Source organism: Paraburkholderia acidipaludis NBRC 101816 (assembly GCF_000684975.1).
Lineage (GTDB): Bacteria > Pseudomonadota > Gammaproteobacteria > Burkholderiales > Burkholderiaceae > Paraburkholderia > Paraburkholderia acidipaludis.
The window spans coordinates 1-16921 of record NZ_BAXZ01000026.1; the positions used below are offsets into that span (position 1 = coordinate 1).

The 16921-nt window shown below is 64.9% G+C and carries 21 protein-coding genes, 2 tRNA genes and 1 pseudogene; 17 read left to right on the plus strand and 7 right to left on the minus strand.

The window, feature by feature from the left end:
* From BAC01S_RS34100 to BAC01S_RS35885, 3 genes are all read left to right on the plus strand, one after another.
* Positions 1-765, plus strand: a 765-nt coding sequence (locus BAC01S_RS34100; RefSeq protein ID WP_156954538.1) for a lytic transglycosylase domain-containing protein, incomplete at its 5' end; no start/stop codon positions are given.
* An 8-nt stretch (positions 766-773) separates the two neighbouring features.
* The gene (locus tag BAC01S_RS34855; RefSeq protein WP_156954539.1) at positions 774-1235 is read left to right on the plus strand and encodes a hypothetical protein; all 462 of its coding nucleotides are present in this window, start codon (positions 774-776) and stop codon (positions 1233-1235) included.
* Positions 1236-1301: 66 nt separating this feature from the next.
* Positions 1302-1547, plus strand: coding sequence for a hypothetical protein (locus BAC01S_RS35885; protein WP_156954540.1), 246 nt, complete (start codon positions 1302-1304; stop codon positions 1545-1547).
* Between the two features lie 14 nt (positions 1548-1561).
* Here BAC01S_RS35885 and BAC01S_RS24840 read toward each other — a convergent pair.
* Positions 1562-1638: transfer RNA gene (locus BAC01S_RS24840), tRNA-Met, on the minus strand.
* A gap of 145 nt (positions 1639-1783) precedes the next feature.
* Between BAC01S_RS24840 and BAC01S_RS24845 the strand changes: the two genes are divergently transcribed.
* Together BAC01S_RS24845 and BAC01S_RS24850 are read left to right on the plus strand one after the other, a co-directional pair.
* Entirely contained in the window at positions 1784-2281 is a 498-nt protein-coding gene (locus BAC01S_RS24845; protein ID WP_027797195.1) for a heme-degrading domain-containing protein, read from the plus strand.
* A gap of 4 nt (positions 2282-2285) precedes the next feature.
* On the plus strand, positions 2286-2624 hold the full coding sequence (locus BAC01S_RS24850) for a DMT family transporter (protein WP_027797196.1): 339 nt from the start codon (positions 2286-2288) through the stop codon (positions 2622-2624).
* 53 nt (positions 2625-2677) lie between these two features.
* Here the strand turns inward: BAC01S_RS24850 and BAC01S_RS24855 are convergent, their stop codons facing one another.
* Positions 2678-2893, minus strand: a complete 216-nt coding sequence (locus BAC01S_RS24855; protein WP_027797197.1) for a hypothetical protein — start codon at positions 2891-2893, stop codon at positions 2678-2680.
* 236 nt (positions 2894-3129) lie between these two features.
* Between BAC01S_RS24855 and BAC01S_RS24860 the strand changes: the two genes are divergently transcribed.
* From BAC01S_RS24860 to BAC01S_RS24870, 3 genes are all read left to right on the plus strand, one after another.
* Complete coding sequence (locus tag BAC01S_RS24860; RefSeq protein WP_027797198.1) at positions 3130-3414, plus strand: DUF1488 family protein; 285 nt, start codon at positions 3130-3132, stop codon at positions 3412-3414.
* Between the two features lie 30 nt (positions 3415-3444).
* Entirely contained in the window at positions 3445-4149 is a 705-nt protein-coding gene (locus BAC01S_RS32530) for a TetR/AcrR family transcriptional regulator (protein WP_156954541.1), read from the plus strand.
* A 100-nt stretch (positions 4150-4249) separates the two neighbouring features.
* On the plus strand, positions 4250-5404 hold the full coding sequence (locus BAC01S_RS24870; protein ID WP_043203622.1) for an enoyl-CoA hydratase/isomerase family protein: 1155 nt from the start codon (positions 4250-4252) through the stop codon (positions 5402-5404).
* 22 nt (positions 5405-5426) lie between these two features.
* On the opposite strand, the gene BAC01S_RS24875 is transcribed toward BAC01S_RS24870, so the two are convergent.
* Positions 5427-5852, minus strand: a complete 426-nt coding sequence (locus tag BAC01S_RS24875) for a hypothetical protein (RefSeq protein WP_027797200.1) — start codon at positions 5850-5852, stop codon at positions 5427-5429.
* 293 nt (positions 5853-6145) lie between these two features.
* Between BAC01S_RS24875 and ssuD the strand changes: the two genes are divergently transcribed.
* From ssuD to BAC01S_RS24900, 5 genes and pseudogenes are all read left to right on the plus strand, one after another.
* On the plus strand, positions 6146-7303 hold the full coding sequence (gene ssuD / locus BAC01S_RS24880) for an FMNH2-dependent alkanesulfonate monooxygenase (RefSeq protein ID WP_027797201.1): 1158 nt from the start codon (positions 6146-6148) through the stop codon (positions 7301-7303).
* 65 nt (positions 7304-7368) lie between these two features.
* Entirely contained in the window at positions 7369-8184 is an 816-nt protein-coding gene (gene ssuC / locus BAC01S_RS24885; protein ID WP_245616674.1) for an aliphatic sulfonate ABC transporter permease SsuC, read from the plus strand.
* A pseudogene (locus tag BAC01S_RS32535) lies at positions 8181-9119 on the plus strand (ATP-binding cassette domain-containing protein). Before ssuC ends, BAC01S_RS32535 begins: the two are co-directional and overlap by 4 nt.
* A 53-nt stretch (positions 9120-9172) precedes the next feature.
* Positions 9173-9388, plus strand: a complete 216-nt coding sequence (locus BAC01S_RS24895; RefSeq protein WP_027797203.1) for a TOBE domain-containing protein — start codon at positions 9173-9175, stop codon at positions 9386-9388.
* Positions 9389-9439: 51 nt separating this feature from the next.
* Positions 9440-9676, plus strand: coding sequence for a hypothetical protein (locus tag BAC01S_RS24900; RefSeq protein WP_027797204.1), 237 nt, complete (start codon positions 9440-9442; stop codon positions 9674-9676).
* A 216-nt stretch (positions 9677-9892) separates the two neighbouring features.
* On the opposite strand, the gene BAC01S_RS24910 is transcribed toward BAC01S_RS24900, so the two are convergent.
* Together BAC01S_RS24910 and dusA are read right to left on the minus strand one after the other, a co-directional pair.
* Positions 9893-9968: transfer RNA gene (locus BAC01S_RS24910), tRNA-His, on the minus strand.
* 95 nt (positions 9969-10063) lie between these two features.
* Complete coding sequence (gene dusA, locus BAC01S_RS32540; RefSeq protein WP_062859423.1) at positions 10064-11095, minus strand: tRNA dihydrouridine(20/20a) synthase DusA; 1032 nt, start codon at positions 11093-11095, stop codon at positions 10064-10066.
* A 170-nt stretch (positions 11096-11265) separates the two neighbouring features.
* On the opposite strand from dusA, the gene BAC01S_RS24920 reads away from it, so the two are divergent.
* The 3 genes from BAC01S_RS24920 (at position 11266) to BAC01S_RS24930 (ending at position 14275) form a co-directional block, all read left to right on the plus strand.
* Positions 11266-12318, plus strand: coding sequence for an NADP(H)-dependent aldo-keto reductase (locus tag BAC01S_RS24920; protein WP_027797205.1), 1053 nt, complete (start codon positions 11266-11268; stop codon positions 12316-12318).
* A gap of 295 nt (positions 12319-12613) precedes the next feature.
* Positions 12614-13675 (plus strand): permease, encoded by a 1062-nt coding sequence (locus BAC01S_RS24925; protein ID WP_027797206.1) that lies wholly within the window; start codon positions 12614-12616, stop codon positions 13673-13675.
* Between the two features lie 177 nt (positions 13676-13852).
* Positions 13853-14275 carry a hypothetical protein gene (locus BAC01S_RS24930; protein WP_027797207.1) on the plus strand — a complete coding sequence of 141 codons (423 nt, stop codon included), beginning with the start codon at positions 13853-13855 and terminating at the stop codon, positions 14273-14275.
* 57 nt (positions 14276-14332) lie between these two features.
* Here BAC01S_RS24930 and BAC01S_RS24935 read toward each other — a convergent pair whose 3' ends face one another.
* Together BAC01S_RS24935 and nodI are read right to left on the minus strand one after the other, a co-directional pair.
* Positions 14333-15169, minus strand: coding sequence for an ABC transporter permease (locus BAC01S_RS24935; RefSeq protein ID WP_027797208.1), 837 nt, complete (start codon positions 15167-15169; stop codon positions 14333-14335).
* A gap of 81 nt (positions 15170-15250) precedes the next feature.
* On the minus strand, positions 15251-16204 hold the full coding sequence (nodI, locus tag BAC01S_RS24940; RefSeq protein WP_281175947.1) for a nodulation factor ABC transporter ATP-binding protein NodI: 954 nt from the start codon (positions 16202-16204) through the stop codon (positions 15251-15253).
* A gap of 230 nt (positions 16205-16434) precedes the next feature.
* On the opposite strand from nodI, the gene BAC01S_RS24945 reads away from it, so the two are divergent.
* Positions 16435-16908, plus strand: a complete 474-nt coding sequence (locus tag BAC01S_RS24945; protein ID WP_027797210.1) for a universal stress protein — start codon at positions 16435-16437, stop codon at positions 16906-16908.
* Positions 16909-16921: the final 13 nt, after the last annotated feature.

Consider the following 16921-nt stretch of genomic DNA (forward strand, 5'->3'; position numbering starts at 1 on the left):
TTTCTGCCGCTGATGGGGACGCTTGGCGGACCCATCTGGAAGACCGAGATGGAACGGATCAAGAAGCTGCAATGGTGGGACAAGGTGAAGGCTGTCAAGGGTTTTCCGGCTGATCCGGACGTGTGGCACATGCACCCGATTGGGCTGGTGGGTAATTTTGCGTATGCGCAATCGTGTAACTGCATCAATTATGATGCGATTTGGGTGCCTCACGCAGCCCCCGCCTACAGAGAGAGTCAAATTGTGAACTGGAGTCATTATCGGCTCCCCATTGATACATCACCTGGCCGGGTTTCAGGGAATAGTAGAAGAGGTGGTGATGCATCGAAAGATGCGCAAATGAAGGTTATTGATTTCTTGGTTCAGAAAGGGCGTCAATATCATCTGAATAGAGAGGATATTGCGATGGTTTTGGCGATGACACGTCACGAATCCGGATTTAACCCTGACGCAGCGGCGGGAACTACTTCTGCCTCAGGGTTAGGGCAGTTTGTTGATCAAACAGCATCATCATATGGAATTAATACAGGCAGCCAGCGATTCGATGCCGAGCAAGGTGCCGATGCGATGGTGAGACATTATTTGGAAAATAAGCGACTTGCAATTGCAGGCGGAGCAACCGGTAGAAATATTTTTGTAATGACGTATGCGTATCACCATGACGGACCGAGCTTGGCATATGGTGGGAAGGAGATATCGGAATCTAAGGTGATGCCGGTGTTTGATCTTATTTTGAATAACATATGCTCTAACGTGGCAGACTGAGAGTAGGTATGAAATCAATATTGGTATTTTTGATGGCAGCGTGCGTAACTTGTTTTGCGCAAGCATCTGAGCCACTTGCGTCCGTCGAGAGTTCAGACCTCGGACCGGTTCCACAAATTATCCGCTCAACCATTGAATCGGACGTTTCCTTTAAGCCGTTTGAGTCACTGAATTGCAAGATCCAAGGAAAAAAAATTCCTCTCTCGTCAAATAATCTTGTCTCTACATGGTTTGTTACCACTAGCGAAGCTTGCGGATGGGGGGCGGCGTTGGGCCCAATATGGCTAGTGGAAAGCCCATCAACAGGCGAGCCATCGCTCATACTTGCAACCGGCGGGTATAGCGTGACGGTTTCCGGAAAATCACGCAGCAGTTTCGTCGGTATTGTCGTCGCATCTGGAACCGCCGAGGAAGGTGTTCGTAAACGGTACTTTTTCAATGGTCAAAAGTACAAGGCGAGTGCCAAATGACTTCATTCCGGGCCGCGACGTTGCTTAGCGTGGCCGGGACAGAGATCATCCGGCGTTGTCGCTCACATGCGCCGCCCACGCTTCCATCATCGGGCGGCGCTGTTCCAGAAGGTCTGTGCGGTGATAGGCTGCCTCAACCTTGTTCGCCACGGTATGCGCGAGCGCCCGCTCGGCAAGGTTGCGGGCGCAATCTTTTCGCTGGCCGGGCCATCAGCACGTTGGTATCTGTTGAGACAGATTGCCGCCAGCGGGTTACATGGCGGTTACAGGAAGCCGGAAAAGACAAAAGGGTTACGCGTAAAAACGCTGTAACCCTTTGATTTGCTTGGTTGCGGGGGTAGGATTTGAACCTACGACCTTCGGGTTATGAGCCCGACGAGCTGCCAGACTGCTCCACCCCGCGTCCGTCGAAGAAAAGATTATAGCGCGACCGCTGCCGCATTGCAACAGAGATTAACGAATTCCCTTCGAGTCGTTTGCAGGACGCTTGCCAGCGGCCCCAGGCTAGAATCGGGAACCTGTCGAAAGACCCATTCCCGTTCGCATCCATGGATATTGCACACGATCTGCAGTCGATTGCCGCACAGGAAGCGGCGCTGGTCTTTCCCCGTTTCGACGCGGCCCGCGCGTGGGAACTCGGCGCCTGCCTGCACGAATTCGCGCGGGCCCGCTCGCTTGCCGTCGTGATCGACGTGCGCACCTTCGGCCAGCCGCTCTTCTTCAGCGCGCTCGAGGGCACCACGCCCGACAACGTCGACTGGGTGCGCCGCAAATCGCGCGTAGTCGAGCATTTCCGCCGCAGCTCGTACGCGATCGGTCTGCGCATGCAGCAGGCGGGCACGACGCTCGCCGAGAAGCACGGTCTGCCCGTTGCCGATTACGCGACGCACGGCGGCGCATTTCCGCTCGCGGTGGCCGGCGCGGGCGTGATCGGTTCGGTGACGGTGTCGGGGCTGCCGCAGCGCGCCGATCACGAACTCGTCGTCGAGGCCCTGTGTGCGCTGCTCGGCGCCGATTACGGCCAGCTTGCGCTGGCGAAGGCCTGAAGCCATGCGTTTCGGCCCCTGGACCTGGCTTGTCATCGCCATCATTGCGGAAGTGATTGCGACCTCGGCGTTGCGCGCCTCGAACGGCTTTACGCGGCTCGTGCCTTCGGTCATCGTCGTCGCGGGCTACGGGCTCGCGTTTTACGGGCTCTCGCTTACGCTGCGCAACATTCCCGTCGGCATCGTCTATGCCGTGTGGTCGGGCGTGGGCATCGTGCTCATCACGCTCGTCGCCATGGCGCTCTACCGCCAGGTGCCCGATCTGCCCGCCATGCTGGGCCTCGGCTTGATCGTGGCCGGCGTGGTCGTGCTCAATCTGTTCTCGAAGATGCAGGCGCACTGATACGCACCGAGGCCGGCACTGGGCCGCGTGTCCGGCAACGTGCGCGGCCGGTGTCAGCGCACCGCGGGCGGTTCGATGCGGATGCCTGCCGCCTCAATCGTGGCGCGGCTCTGCTCGCCTTCCAGCGAGGCCGCGTCTTCCCACAGGCTGATCGCCCGTGCGATGTCGATGTCGTGTTCCCGTGCGTAGTCGAACCAGCGGTTCGCGGCTTGCGGTTCGGGAATTTCCTCTTCGTTGACGAAGTAGCGGCCGGTGAGTTTCGAGTCCATCGTGTGCGCCGAAGTGGAGAGCGGGAATACCGGGGAAAGGACCTCGGGCGGCCCGGGTGCAGCCGGGGGGCTGCGGGTGCTACACACGCACATGCGTTCGCGACGGCATGGTAGTGCGCAGCGTAACATGTATCGGTCAACACGCCGTCTGCCGGTGTTCGCTTGATTCGCCGCTTGATCCACCGCTTGATCCTGCTACTCCGATTGTTCCGACGAATTGCCCTGCGAGGCTGGAGATGAATATTCGCTTTCCTTCCGATGCGCCGGTGTACCGCGATTCGAATCTGACGGTCGTATTCGCGGCGCTTGTCGATGGCGCCCGCGTGCCGTGCGCGATTTCCGTGGAGGCCCTTGAGGATCACTTCGGTGCGCGCTCATTCAGCCGCGACGCTTCCATGCAGGCCTTCGACGCGGGCCGCCCGCGTATCGAGGCAGTGGCTCGCGCGCACCTGGAACTCAGCAACGGCACGCCTGTTCTGCTGAAAAGCGGGCATTTCCCGCCCGGACGGCTTTGCTCGTAGTGTCCCGTGGTCCCGGCGCGTCTCGACGCCGTGGCCGGCATCTCGACTTTTCGTGTGACGGCGCCGACAATCGCCGGAATGGGACGTAACGAACGAACAAGCGAACAAACGAGCGACCGGGCAAGCCGCGCTCCCGACACCGCGCGGCAGGCGCTGCGCGCGCGCATACTCGAGGCGGCGCGACGCATCGTGGCGCGCGATGGTCTGACGGCGCTCTCCATGCGCAAGATAGCCGATGCGATCGGCTATTCCCCGGCCTCTCTCTACCTGTATTTCGAAAACCGCGACGCGATTGCGCAGGCCCTCGGCGACGAGGGCTACGCCATGTTGCTCGCCGCGCTGGAACTGCCTGCGGATTCATCCCAGTCAGCCGCAGAGCCGGTGATACGCCTGCGCGCGCTCGCGCAGGCGTATATCGCCTTCGCTCACGCGCATCCTCAGACCTATCGCCTTGTCTTCGTCGATCTGCCGGGCACGCACGAGCAGGAGGCCGAGCCCGTGGTGCGCGTGTTTGCCGATGCGCTGGCCGCACTCGGGCACCCGGACGAGATGCGGCTTGCCAAGGCGTTCTGGGCGACGCTGCACGGCATCGCGACGCTCGCGGCAGCGCGCCCCGCGTTTTCGCGCACGCCGCTCGACCAACTGGTGGAAGCCGTGCTGGACGTCTGGCTGCGCGCGTCCGCGGGGATCGAACGGCGGCATGCCGTGAAGGCGACGAAGACAACGGCGGCGTGATAGGCTCGGCAATCGCCACCGCCTTTCAGTCTGTTGCTCGGGCATCGGGCGGTGCGCTTTCATCGTACTTGCCCCTCAATCTCCGACCACGTCGATTGCCATGTCACAGGATCCCACCGCCTCGTCCGCGAGCGGCGCCGGCCAACAGGTCGTCACCCGCGTGGCGAACCACATCGGTTTCATCGAACTCGAACGTCCCGAGGCGCTGAACGCGCTCTCGACCGGCATGGTCCGCGCCATGCAGGCCGCGCTCGACCGCTGGCGCGACGATGCCGGCGTGCTTGCCGTCGTGGTGCGCACGCGCCACGCGCGCGCGTTCTGCGCGGGCGGCGATATCCGCTTTCTCTACGAGTCGTATCGGGCCGGCGATCAGGCCGCGCTGGATACTTTCTTCACGGAGGAATATCGGCTCAATCATGCGATCTTCACTTATCTGAAGCCCTATATCGCCTTCATGAACGGCGTGGTGATGGGCGGCGGCATGGGGATCTCGCAGGGCGCGCATCGCACGGGCGGCCTGCGCGTGGTGGGGCCGTCCACGCGTCTTGCCATGCCCGAGACGCGCATCGGCCTCTTCCCGGACGTGGGCATGGGCTGGTTTCTCGCGCGCACGCCGGGCGCGCTCGGCCGTTATCTGGCGGTAAGCGGCGAAACGATCGATGCGCCCGCGGCGCTCTATGCAGGCCTCGCCGACGCCTACATCGACGAGGCGGCATGGCCCGCGCTGATCGATGCGCTCGAAACGGAACCGTTCGCGACGGGCGAGGAGATCGTCGCGCGGATCCGGCGCGAAGCGTCCGTGGGCGAGGATCTTCGACGCGCCGCCGGCACCAGCGCGCTTGCCGAGGCGCGCGCGTGGATCGACCGGCATTTCGGGCTGCCCGACGTGCCGGCCATCGCGGCCTCGCTCGACGCGGCGCAACGGGAGACGCAGGGGCCCGAGTCCGGCTGGGCCGAGCAGATGGCGGGCGTGCTGCGCGAGCGTTCGCCGCTATCGATGGCGGTCTCGCTGGAAGTGGTGTCGCGTGCCGAGGGCTCGATGGCGGACGTGTTGCGGCGCGACCTCGATCTCACGCGCTCGACCTTTGCCGAGGGCGACGTGATGGAAGGCATCCGGGCCCGCATCATCGACAAGGACAATCGTCCGAACTGGCGTTTCGGGCGCATCGAGGACGTGCCGCGCGCGCAGCTCGAGCGCATGTTCGAAAGCCCGTGGTCCGAGGCGGGCCATCCGTTGCGCGGCCTGAAGGGCTGAACCGGCGGCGCGCGGCGCGGCGTCAATCCTCGACGGTTTCGCTCATGAACGCGCGCATGAACACGAGCGCGCCCCATCCCCATACCGCATTCGAAGCGAAGCCCTGCGCGAGACGCGGCAGCATGTTGCCGCTCGGCCAGATGCCGTGCAGCGGATCGACCACGAACACCATGGCGGCCGTGAGCACGAGCCCGCCGAACACGAACGCCTGCACCCAGGGCGCGGGCCGCGAAGGCGAGACGCGCAGCAGCCACGCCATGGGCACCGCCCACACCGCGCTCCAGATCGCGTTCACGAGAAACTCGGGCAGGCCGAACGGCACGAACGGCGCGGTGGAAAAGCCGGCTGCGTCGATGACCTGGGCGGCGTGCAACAGCGCGAGCGTGGCCTCGCGAAAGAAGAGCGAGGCGAGAAAGCCGGACAGGAACGGCAGAATCAGTTTTTGCATGTGAACGGCGAGAGTGCGAAGCACCGGCGGCGGGGCGCGTAGGGCGGCGCGGAGCGCGGCCTGCCGGGCTTTTTGTTGGCGTGCGCCATTATATCGGCGCGGCGCGCCAAAGCACGAAAGCGGAAAACCTAAGCTTTAAAAAATCGTTCAAAAGCCCGGCCCCCCTCCCTAGACTGATTCCCCATGACTACGACGGCCCCGCCGTCGGCGGATCGCCTTGTACTTGTATGGCGCACGCCAGTCAGCCGCTTTTCGTCCCGCATTTTTCGTTTAGCACCCCGCAGGAGCAATGCATGAATGTGTTCTGGTTCATCCCGACCCATGGCGACAGCCGTTATCTGGGCACGTCCGAGGGCGCGCGCGCCGCTGACCTCGCGTACTTCCAGCAAGTGGCCACCGCTGCCGATACGCTCGGCTACGAAGGCGTGCTGTTGCCGACGGGCCGTTCGTGCGAAGACGCCTGGGTCGTCGCATCGAGCCTGATCGCGGCCACGCGGCGCCTGAAATTCCTCGTGGCGATCCGCCCCGGATTGTCTTCGCCGGGGCTCTCGGCGCGCATGGCGGCGACCTTCGACCGGCTCTCGAACGGGCGCCTGCTCATCAACGTGGTGACGGGCGGCGACCAGGTCGAACTCGAAGGCGACGGCTTCTTCGCCGATCACGACACGCGCTACGAAATCACCGACGAATTCCTCCATATCTGGCGCCGGCTGCTGGCCGCGTCGCACACCAACGAAGCGGTCGATTTTATCGGCAAGCATCTGGTCTCGAGGGGCGGCAAGGCGCTCTATCCGCCGGTGCAGCATCCGCATCCGCCGCTCTGGTTCGGGGGTTCGTCGCCGGCGGCGCACACCATTGCGGGCGAACACATCGACACCTACCTCACGTGGGGCGAACCGCCCGAGGCCGTCGCGAAGAAGATCGCCGACATCCGCAAGCGCGCGGCCGAGCACGGCCGCACGATCCGCTTCGGCATCCGTCTGCATGTGATCGTCCGCGAGACCGAGGAAGAGGCCTGGGCCGACGCCGAGCGTCTCATCAGCCGCCTCGACGACGAGACCGTCGCCCGTGCGCAGGCCGCGTTCGGCAAGATGGATTCGGAAGGGCAGCGCCGCATGGCCGCGCTGCACGGCGGCAAGCGCGGCACGCGCAAGGAACTCGAGGTCTATCCGAACCTCTGGGCCGGCGTGGGGCTCGTGCGCGGGGGCGCCGGCACGGCGCTGGTCGGCAATCCGGAACAGGTGGCGGCGCGCATGAAGGAGTATGCGGACCTCGGCATCGGGACGTTCATTCTTTCCGGCTATCCGCACCTTGAGGAATCCTACCGGTTTGCCGAACTCGTGTTTCCGCTGTTGCCGGGGCGTCAGGCGAAGCGTGCGGACGGCCCGCTGTCGGGGCCGTTCGGCGAGGTGGTGGGCAACCAGTATTTGCCGCGCGCCAGCCAGAGCTGAACGCCGGCGGAACATCGTCAACCGGTTCGGAGAGGTTTTTCATGAGTCAAACGGCTGTTGCTTCGATGGTTGGGCCGCGTGACCGGCATTCGTTCGGACTCCTGCTGCGTGCGGCGTTCGCCCGCGTGGCGCCATGGATCGTGCCGCTCGCGATGCTCGCGGCGTGGGAGCTGGCTGCGCGCGGCGGCGTGCTGTCCTCGCGTGTGCTGCCCGAGCCGCTTGCCGTGCTCAGGGCCGCCTGGGCGCTGATCGAGTCAGGAGAAATGTGGCAGGACGTGCGCGTGAGCACCTGGCGCGCGCTGGCGGGCTTTGCGATCGGCGGAGGCTTCGGGCTCGCGCTCGGCCTCGCGACGGGGCTCTTCAAGCCCGTCGAAACCGCGCTCGACTCGACCATCCAGATGATCCGCAATATCCCGGCGCTCGCGATGATTCCGCTCGTGATCCTGTGGTTCGGCATCGAGGAGGAGGCCAAGCTTTTTCTCGTCGCGCTGGGCGTGTTTTTCCCCATGTACGTGAACACCTTCCACGGCATTCGCTGCGTGGACGCCAACCTCGTGGAGATGGCGCGCAGCTACGGCCTCAAGGGTTTCGCGCTCTATCGCGACGTGATCCTGCCGGGGGCGTTGCCGTCGATACTCGTCGGCGTGCGCTTCGCGCTGGGGTTGATGTGGGTGACGCTGATCGTCGCCGAAACGATCTCCGCGCAGTCGGGCATCGGCTACATGACGATGAACGCGCGCGAATTCCTGCAAACCGATGTGGTGGTGGTCGGCATTCTGCTCTACGCATTGCTCGGCAAGCTGGCGGACGTGCTGGCCAGATCGCTCGAGCGTGCCGTGCTGCGCTGGCACCCCGCGTATCAAACCGGGAGCGATACATGAGCGCGACGATTTTGGCGCCGGGCTATGCCGGCATTGCGGGCCACGATCTGCAGGCCGAAATCGAGGCGCAGCGGCAGCGCGAGCGCGGCACAGTCGAGCCGCCCCGTCGGGCGAAAGGCGACACGTCGAGGTCAAGTGGGCGGGACGCGGAAGGCGCGCCGGGGCTATTGCGCGGCGGCACGCCGGCGGTGGAATTGCGTGCCGTGGGCAAGCGCTATGGGCCACGCGTGGTGCTCGACGGTTTCGATTTGTCGATCGAGCGCGGCAGCTTCGTTTCGATCGTCGGCCGTAGCGGCTGCGGCAAGTCTACGCTGCTGCGCCTCATTGCGGGGCTCGAGACGCCGGACGCCGGTGAGCTGATCCGGCACGGCGAGGCGGGTGCGCCGCCCGAGACGCGCATCATGTTCCAGGACGCGCGCCTTCTGCCCTGGAAAACGGTGCTGCAGAACGTGATGCTGGGCCTTGGCCGCGGCGCGCGCGAAGATGCGCGCGCCGTGCTCGACGAAGTGGGGCTCTTGGGACGCGCGGACGAATGGCCCGCGCGCCTTTCCGGAGGCCAGCGCCAACGCGTGGCGCTGGCGCGTGCGCTCGTGCACCGGCCGAATCTTCTGCTGCTCGACGAACCGCTTGGCGCGCTCGACGCCCTGACGCGCATCGAAATGCACGCGCTGATCGAACGCCTCTAGCGCGAACACCGCTTCACGGCGCTGCTCGTCACGCACGACGTGCAGGAGGCGGTGGCACTGGGCGAACGCGTTCTGCTCGTGGAGGCGGGGAACATCGCGCTCGACGAACCGGTGCCGCTGGGACGCCCGCGCCAGCGCGCCGACGCGCGCTTTGCGGCGCTCGAAGCGCGCGTGCTCGATCGCGTGTTGAGCCGCGCACCCGACAGCCTGCCTTCGCGGCGTGAAGCCTGCGCGGCGTGCCAGGTGTAGTGCGTTCTCGCTGCCTTTTTGTCCATTCCATTCCAATTTTCGAGGCTGATTTTATGGGTATTTCCGCTATCAACGTGCGCAACCAGTTTCGTGGCAAGGTCAAGGAGATCATCCGCGGTCCGGTGGTCTCCGAGGTCGATGTGGACACACCGTTCGGCGTGGTGACGTCGGTGATCACGACGCGTTCGATCGACGAGCTCGACCTCAAGGTGGGATCGGAGGTGGTGGCGCTCGTGAAGTCGACGGAGGTCTCCATCGCGAGGCTTTGACGCGCGCGGAAGTGCTACGATGGTCCGGTCTGCCACGACGGAGAAGCGATCATGGAGCCGAAGGGCCTCGACATGGGCGACTATCAGGAGCACTACAAGGACTTCGACATCGAAGTGGCGGTCGAACAGATGCTAACGGGGGTGAAGGCTCATTTTCGCGTGCTGCGCGGCAATGCGGTGGTGAAGGACTGGCAACTGGTCCATATCGACCGGCTGTGGTCGACCGAGCATGCCGCCGCCGAGGCCGGGTTCGAGGCGGCGCGGGGATGGGTGGACGGGCAAGGGTAGCGGTGCAACGCCGGCTACGCGCGCGAACTGACTTTGCGGTTCGCAGTAAGCCATGAGCCGGCGTTATCGCGCCAGGCATGTGCCGTGCGGCCGCGCTTGCTGTTCTTGGGATTCGAGACGCTTGAGAGCTGCTTGCTGCAAGGGCAGGTTGTCGACGTAGACGACAGAAAGTAAAAAGCCCAGCTCGACGAGATGGGCTTTTTGCTTGAATTCTCTTGGGGTGGCTGATGGGACTCGAACCCACGACGACAGGAATCACAATCCTGGACTCTACCAACTGAGCTACAGCCACCACTGCACAACTTTGCTCGACCATGCTGCAACATGGCAGCGTCATCAATCGAGAAGCAAGATTATATACACACCCTATTGCGCTTGCCTAGCCTTTCATTGAAATATTTCCGCAGACGTTTCCGGCACATCCTCGGAGAACGCCGCCGCGGGCAGATGCTCGCGCGCCTCCTCGAAGAGGGCGAGGTCGGCTTTCGCGAGCTTGCGGTTGTCCGAGAGCACGCGGCGCCAGCCGCGCGCACCGGCCACCCCGCGATAGAGTCCCAGCGCGTGGCGCGTGATCGCGCTCAGATGCGTGCCGCGTGCAATTTCTTGCGCACAGTACTCGATGAGCTTCGCCTCCACCGCCTCGCGCGTGGGCGCGCACGCCTGCGAGCCATAGAAGCGCGCATCCACGTCGGCCAGCACATAGGGGTTGTGGTAGGCCTCGCGGCCGAGCATTACGCCGTCCACATGCTCGAGATGCGTTTCAACCTCGTCGAGCGTCTTGATGCCGCCGTTGATGATGATTTCGAGGTGCGGGAAGTCGCGCTTCAACTGATAGGCGTACTCGTATTTCAGCGGCGGAATCTCGCGGTTTTCCTTCGGGCTGAGCCCCTTGAGAATCGCGTTGCGCGCGTGGACGATAAACACGTCACAGCCCGCGTCGGCGACGGTGCCGACGAAATCGCGCACGAACGCATACGTCTCGACCGCATCCACGCCAATGCGGTGCTTGACCGTTACCGGCACCGAAACGACGTCGCGCATGGCCTTCACGCAGTCGGCCACGAGTTGCGGTTCGTTCATGAGGCAGGCGCCGAACGCCCCGCGCTGCACGCGTTCGGACGGGCAGCCGCAGTTCAGGTTGATTTCGTCGTAGCCCCATTGTTCGCCGAGTTTCGCCGAGCGCGCGAGGTCGTCGGGTTCGCTGCCGCCCAGTTGCAGCGCCACGGGCGCCTCATGCGGCGCGAACGCCAGATGACGCGGCACGTCGCCGTGGAGCAGGGCGCCCGTTGTCACCATCTCCGTATAAAGCCACGTGTGCCGGGAGATGAACCGGTGCAGCGAGCGACAGTGACGATCGGTCCAGTCCATCATCGGCGCCACGGAGACGCGGCGGGGGCTGGAGGCAGAATTGGCGGACATGGGAAAAGGCGCGAAAACGCAGCATGCGGGAATCAACCTTGCATTTTAACCCAGACGCCATCTTGCGTTGCGCACGGCGCAAACCTCGCGTCGGCTGGACGATCCTCTGAAAAATCCGCCCAGGCGTGTTAGCTTCGGGGTCTGACCAACTGACGATGGAATACGCTGCGATGGACTACCGCACACTCGGCGACACGGACGTAAAGGTGAGCCTGATCGGTCTCGGCACGATGACCTGGGGTGAGCAGAACACCGAGCGCGATGCGCACGAACAGATCGACTACGCGCTCGATCACGGCGTTACGCTGATCGACGCCGCCGAGATGTATCCGGTGCCGCCGCGGCCCGAGACCCAGGGCCTCACGGAGCGCTATATCGGCACGTGGCTCGCGCAGCATCGCGGCGCACGCGACCGCATCGTGCTCGCCAGCAAGATCGCCGGGCCGGCGCGCCAGCCGCACAATCCGCGCCATATCCGCGGCGAGGGCAACCAGTTCGACCGCAAGAATCTCACCGAGGCGCTGGAAGGCAGTCTCAAGCGTCTGCAGACCGATTACGTCGATCTCTATCAGCTGCACTGGCCCGACCGCAGCACGATGACGTTCGGCCGCAACGCGTATCCGTGGGTCGACGACGCTTATACGGTGCCCATCGAGGAGACATTGTCGGTGCTGGCCGAGTTCGTGAAGGCGGGCAAGGTGCGCCACATCGGCGTGTCGAACGAAACGCCGTGGGGCGTCGCGCAATTCCTGCGCGCATCCGAAAAGCTGGGCCTGCCGCGCATCGTCAGCATCCAGAATCCCTATAGCCTCGTGAACCGCACGTTCGAAAGCGGGCTTTCCGAATTCACGCATCGTGAGGGCATCGGTCTGCTCGCGTATTCGCCGATGGCGTTCGGCTGGCTCTCCGGCAAGTACGGGGGCGGCGCGCGGCCCGCAGGCGCGCGCATCACGAAATTCGAGCGCTTTCAGCGTTACAGCAAGCCGCAGGCCGTGGCGGCCACGTCGCGGTACGTCGCGCTCGCGAAGGAGCACGGCCTCACGCACGCGCAGTTCGCGCTCGCCTTCGTCAACAGCCGGCCGTTCGTCACGAGCAATCTGATCGGCGCGACGTCGATGGCGCAGCTGCAGGAGAACATCGCCAGCGTCGACGTAAAGCTCTCGCCCGAAGTGCTCGCGCAGATCGACGCACTCCACGAGCTGCAGCCCAACCCCGCACCCTGACCGCCAGCCGGAAGCCGCCGGGACCCCTCGCGCCCGGCTGGTCCGGGTCGTTGCGCGACTTGCACGACCCGTGCCATGCACCGCTGCCCGTGCGGTGCGTGTATCCTTGCGCACGCCGCGCCAGCGGCAGTGCAGTACCGGCGCCAGCGGCAGCGTAGCGCCGGCAGTGTTCGCCGTGCCGCGAAAGCCGTTTGGCGATTCGTGCGCCATACACTACGATCCAGCTTGCGCTGTCGGGGCCGTATCGCCGGATGCGGCCCCGATAGCTCACATCATTTCCCGGAGAACGTTCACGATGACGAGCGCCCGCGACGCGCAACCGACGCCCTCGTATGGCTGGCCCATTTTTCTTCTGCTGGCCGTGGCCGGTCTTTTCTACGTGAAGTGGTTCCCGTATTACCACCGCGCCTTTACGGCCGAGGCCACCCATTCGATCGGCAAGTCCATTCTGATGGGCGCCGACGCCAGCGCGCCGGCTCCGTCGGCGTCCGCCGCGCTCGATTACGCGTGGGCTTACGGCAAGGCGATCTGGCAGGCAATGGTTCTCGGGCTGCTGCTGGGGTCGGCGGTCCAGGCGCTGCTGCCGGTCCAATGGGTCGCGCGCGTGCTCGGGCGGCACGGCTTCGGCAGCGTTGCGGCAGGCGGCCTGCTCGCCGTGCCGGGCATGATGTGCACCTGCTGCGCGGCGCCCGTGGTGGCCGGGCTGCGCGCGCGCAACGCCTCGGCGGGCGGCGCGATTGCGTTCTGGCTCGGCAATTCCGTGCTCAATCCCGCCACGCTCGTCTTCATGGGTTTCGTGCTCGGTTGGCAGTGGAGCGCGCTGCGTCTGGTCTTGGGCGTGCTGATGGTCTTCGGCCTCGGCTGGCTCGCGAACCGGCTCGTCACGCCGCAGGAGGCGCACGCCGCCGACGACCGCCTCGCCCATCTTGCGCAGCAGCAGGCGGACGGCGGAAACATGTTCGTGCGCTGGCTGACGCTCTTCGTGCGCATGGCCGTGCGCCTCATTCCCGAGTACATCGTGCTCGTGCTGCTGCTCGGCGCGGCGCGCGCGTGGCTCTTTCCGCATATCGGGCCCGAAGTGACGAGCAGTCTCGGCTGGATCGTCGCGTTCGCGGTGGCGGGCATGCTGTTCGTGATCCCGACGGCCGGCGAAGTGCCGATCATCCAGGCGATGCTTGCACTCGGCATGGGCGTGGGTCCGGCAGGCGCGCTCCTCATGACGCTGCCGCCCGTGAGTGTGCCTTCGCTCGCGATGCTGGCGGGCTCGTTCCGTGCGCGTACGCTGGCGCTCGTGGCCGCGGTGGTCGTGCTGTTCGGCGTGGTCTCGGGCCTCGCCGTGGTGGCGTTCGGCTTCTAGCGGCGTGTGGCATGCTCGCACGGTGCTTTGGTGTGGCCCGCATTCGCGATGCTACGATGGAGTGCGAACGGAATCGGGCAGCGAATCGGGCAACAACGGCGAGCAGCGATTACCGGCGGCCGTTTGGGCCGTTTAGGCCGTTTGACAAGAGAGAGGGCCTTCGGCCCAGGAATGAGCATGGCACAGCAGAAAACGAATCCGAAACTCGAACAGGCGCTCACGCGCGGCGACCTCGCCATTCGCCAGGCCAATTCGGCGCGCGCGACGGCCGTGCTGCGCGCGCTCGGCAAGATGGTCGTGGAGGCTTCGGCAACGATCGGCGTCGAGGCGCACGTCGCGATCCCCGACGGCGACCGTATCTACGATCCCGCCGACGGCGTGTGGCCGCAGCAGTTGCTGGTCTCGCTCGACGGTCCGGTGGAGGACTCCGACCCCGAGGAGATCCGCATGGTGCGGCTACTCGCGCAAACGCCGGCAACCACGTTCCGCGTTGAATGGCATCGCGCCGACGGCAAGCTCGGCCGCGAGGAAGGCGGCCCGTTCGCGACGGTCGCCTTTATTTCGGACGTCGATATTCCCTGGGGCGACGACGAGGACTGATCCGTCGTCATGTCTCGCCGCTGCGCGAGGCGGCGCACATCGCTGCCGCCTGCGCTTTCAGCGCATCATCCGCCTGCGGAACAAAACCGTCGCGATGGCGAACGGCACCAGCACGTACAGGGCCAGCACGAACACGTGCGTTGCCGCATTCTCTACGGGCCGCCCCAGCATGGCCGGGCGGATCAACTCGACGGCATGCGCGAGCGGCAGCATCAGCGTGATGTGTTGCGCGGCCGGCGGCAATTGCGTGATCGGAAAGAACACGCCCGAAAGCAGCAGCATCGGCGTAAGCGCGAGCGTCTGGTAAAACATGAAGAAATCGTACGACGGTGCGAGCGCCGTCACGATCATCGCGCAGCTTGCGAACGCGAGTCCGGCGAGGGCGATCACGGGCAGCGCGAGCAGCATGGACGGAAAGCTCGCGTAGCCGAGCACGCCTGCCACGAGCATGATGGCGGCGCCCGAGAGCATCGACTTGCTCGCGGCCCAGACGATCTCGCCCAGCACGATATCGCCGAGCGAGAGCGGCGTGTGCATGATGGCCTCCCACGTGCGCTGCACGTGCATGCGCGAGAAGCCCGAGTACATCGACTCGAAGCTCGCCGACATCATGACCGACGACGACACCGTGCCCGCCGCCAGGAAGGCGATATAGGAGACGCCGTCCACGTGGCCGACCATCAGCCCGAGCCCGAAGCCGAGGCCGAACAGGTAAATCATCGGATCGGCGAGATTGCCGAACATCGAGGCGAGCGCGAGCTTGCGCCACACCAGATAGTTGCGGCGCCAGACGGCGACCCAGTGCGTCGCGCTGGAGGGCAGCGCGGCGCGCGGCTCGCGCTGCGGGTGGCGGGCGGGGCGCGCTGGCGCGCGGTCTTCGGAGCGTGCTTGCATAGGGGAGTGGGATGAGGCCTCGCGGGTGTTGTCGTGCCGGGTCATGCGCTTTCGGTTCTGCCAGGTTGAATCCTGCCGGGTTTAATCCTGCATCTCGCGGCCCGTGAGCCGCAGGAACACGTCTTCGAGATTCGCGGGCCGGTGCAGATAGCGCAGGTCGGCGCGCTGGCGCAGGCGCTGGTGCACGGGCTGCGGATCGTCGACATAGCAGAAGAGCGTTTCGCCGCTGATTTCCGTGCGGATCGCGAAAGGCGCCAGCTCATCGCGCAGCGCGGCGGGGTCGGGGCCGTACACTTCGATCACGTCGTAGCCGATCTCGGATTCGATCAACGCGCTCGGCGCACCCTCCGCGATCTTGCGGCCTTCCTCGATCACGCATACGCGTTTGCAGAGTCGTTCGGCTTCCTCCATGAAATGCGTGGTGAGCAGGATGGTCTTGCCGCGCGCGAGCAGCGAGCGCAGCCGTTCCCAGATGAGATGGCGCGCCTGCGGATCGAGGCCGGTGGTCGGTTCGTCGAGCACGAGCACATCGGGATCGTTGACGAGCGCGCGTGCGAGCGTGAGGCGCCGGCGCATGCCGCCCGAGAGCTCGCTCACGCGCGCATCGGCCTTGCTTTCGAGCCGCGCGAATTCGAGCAAAGGCGCGACGAGCGCACGCGCCTCGCTGGCGGACAGGCCGAAATAGCGGCCGAATACGAGCAGGTTCTCGCGGACCGTGAAGTCCGGATCGAGATTGTCGAACTGCGGCACGACGCCTACGCGCGTGCGGGCATGGCGCGCCCGCGCGGGCACCGGCTCGCCGCAAAGGCTGATGCGGCCCGCATCGGGTGCGACGATGCCAAGCAGCATGCGCAGCGTCGTGGTCTTGCCCGCGCCGTTGGGCCCGAGAAGCCCGAAGCATTCGCCGGGCCGAACCTCGAAGGACAGGCCATTGACGACCGCCCTGTCTCCATAGTGTTTGATGACCTGCTCGAATTCGATGGCGGGTGCGGGCATAGGCCGTAATGAACGATGAGTTCGGCGGAAGCGGTGCACGCGCGATGCACCATGAGGGGGCCTATTCTAGAGCAATCCTGCGCGTCCGGTTGAGGGAGAAACCTGCCACGACAAGCTTTGACGCAGCAACGACCCTGGCTTGCTACGCAGGACTCCGGATCAGGCGCAACGGGGTCGGACCTGGCGTTTTCCAGCCCTTGCATGTGGAATTGCGGCGCACCATCATGAAATGGCACAGCCTGCGATTCGCGTGGGCGGGGAGAAACATCATGGCGAGCTACAAGAAGATTCTGCTTTGTTACGACGGCTCGCGCGAAGGCCGCAAGGCGCTGCGTTGCGGCGCGGATCTTGCGCTGGACCTGCGGGCGGAAACGCATCTGCTTTCGGTGGTCGACATGCGTTCGACGATCGCGCAGAGCGCCGGCCTCTTGACCGATGTGGCTTGCGGCCGTTTCGAAGAGACGGCGCGCGAGATTCTTCAGGAGGGCGTGGACTGGCTGACCGAGCGCGGCGTGCATGCGCAGGGTCACTTCGCCTTCGGCCATCCGATCGACGAGATCGCGAATCTGGCCAACGAACTGCACGTCGATCTGGTGGTGGTGGGGCATCGCTGCCGCACCGGCCTTTCGCGGTGGTGGATGGGGGCGGGCAACACGCTGCTGCTCGATCGTGTGTCGTGCAGCATTCTGGTGGCGTGTTCTTCGGCTGCGGAGCAAAAGCAGCAGGCTCAGGAGGCGGCCTGAGCGCTACCGGAGC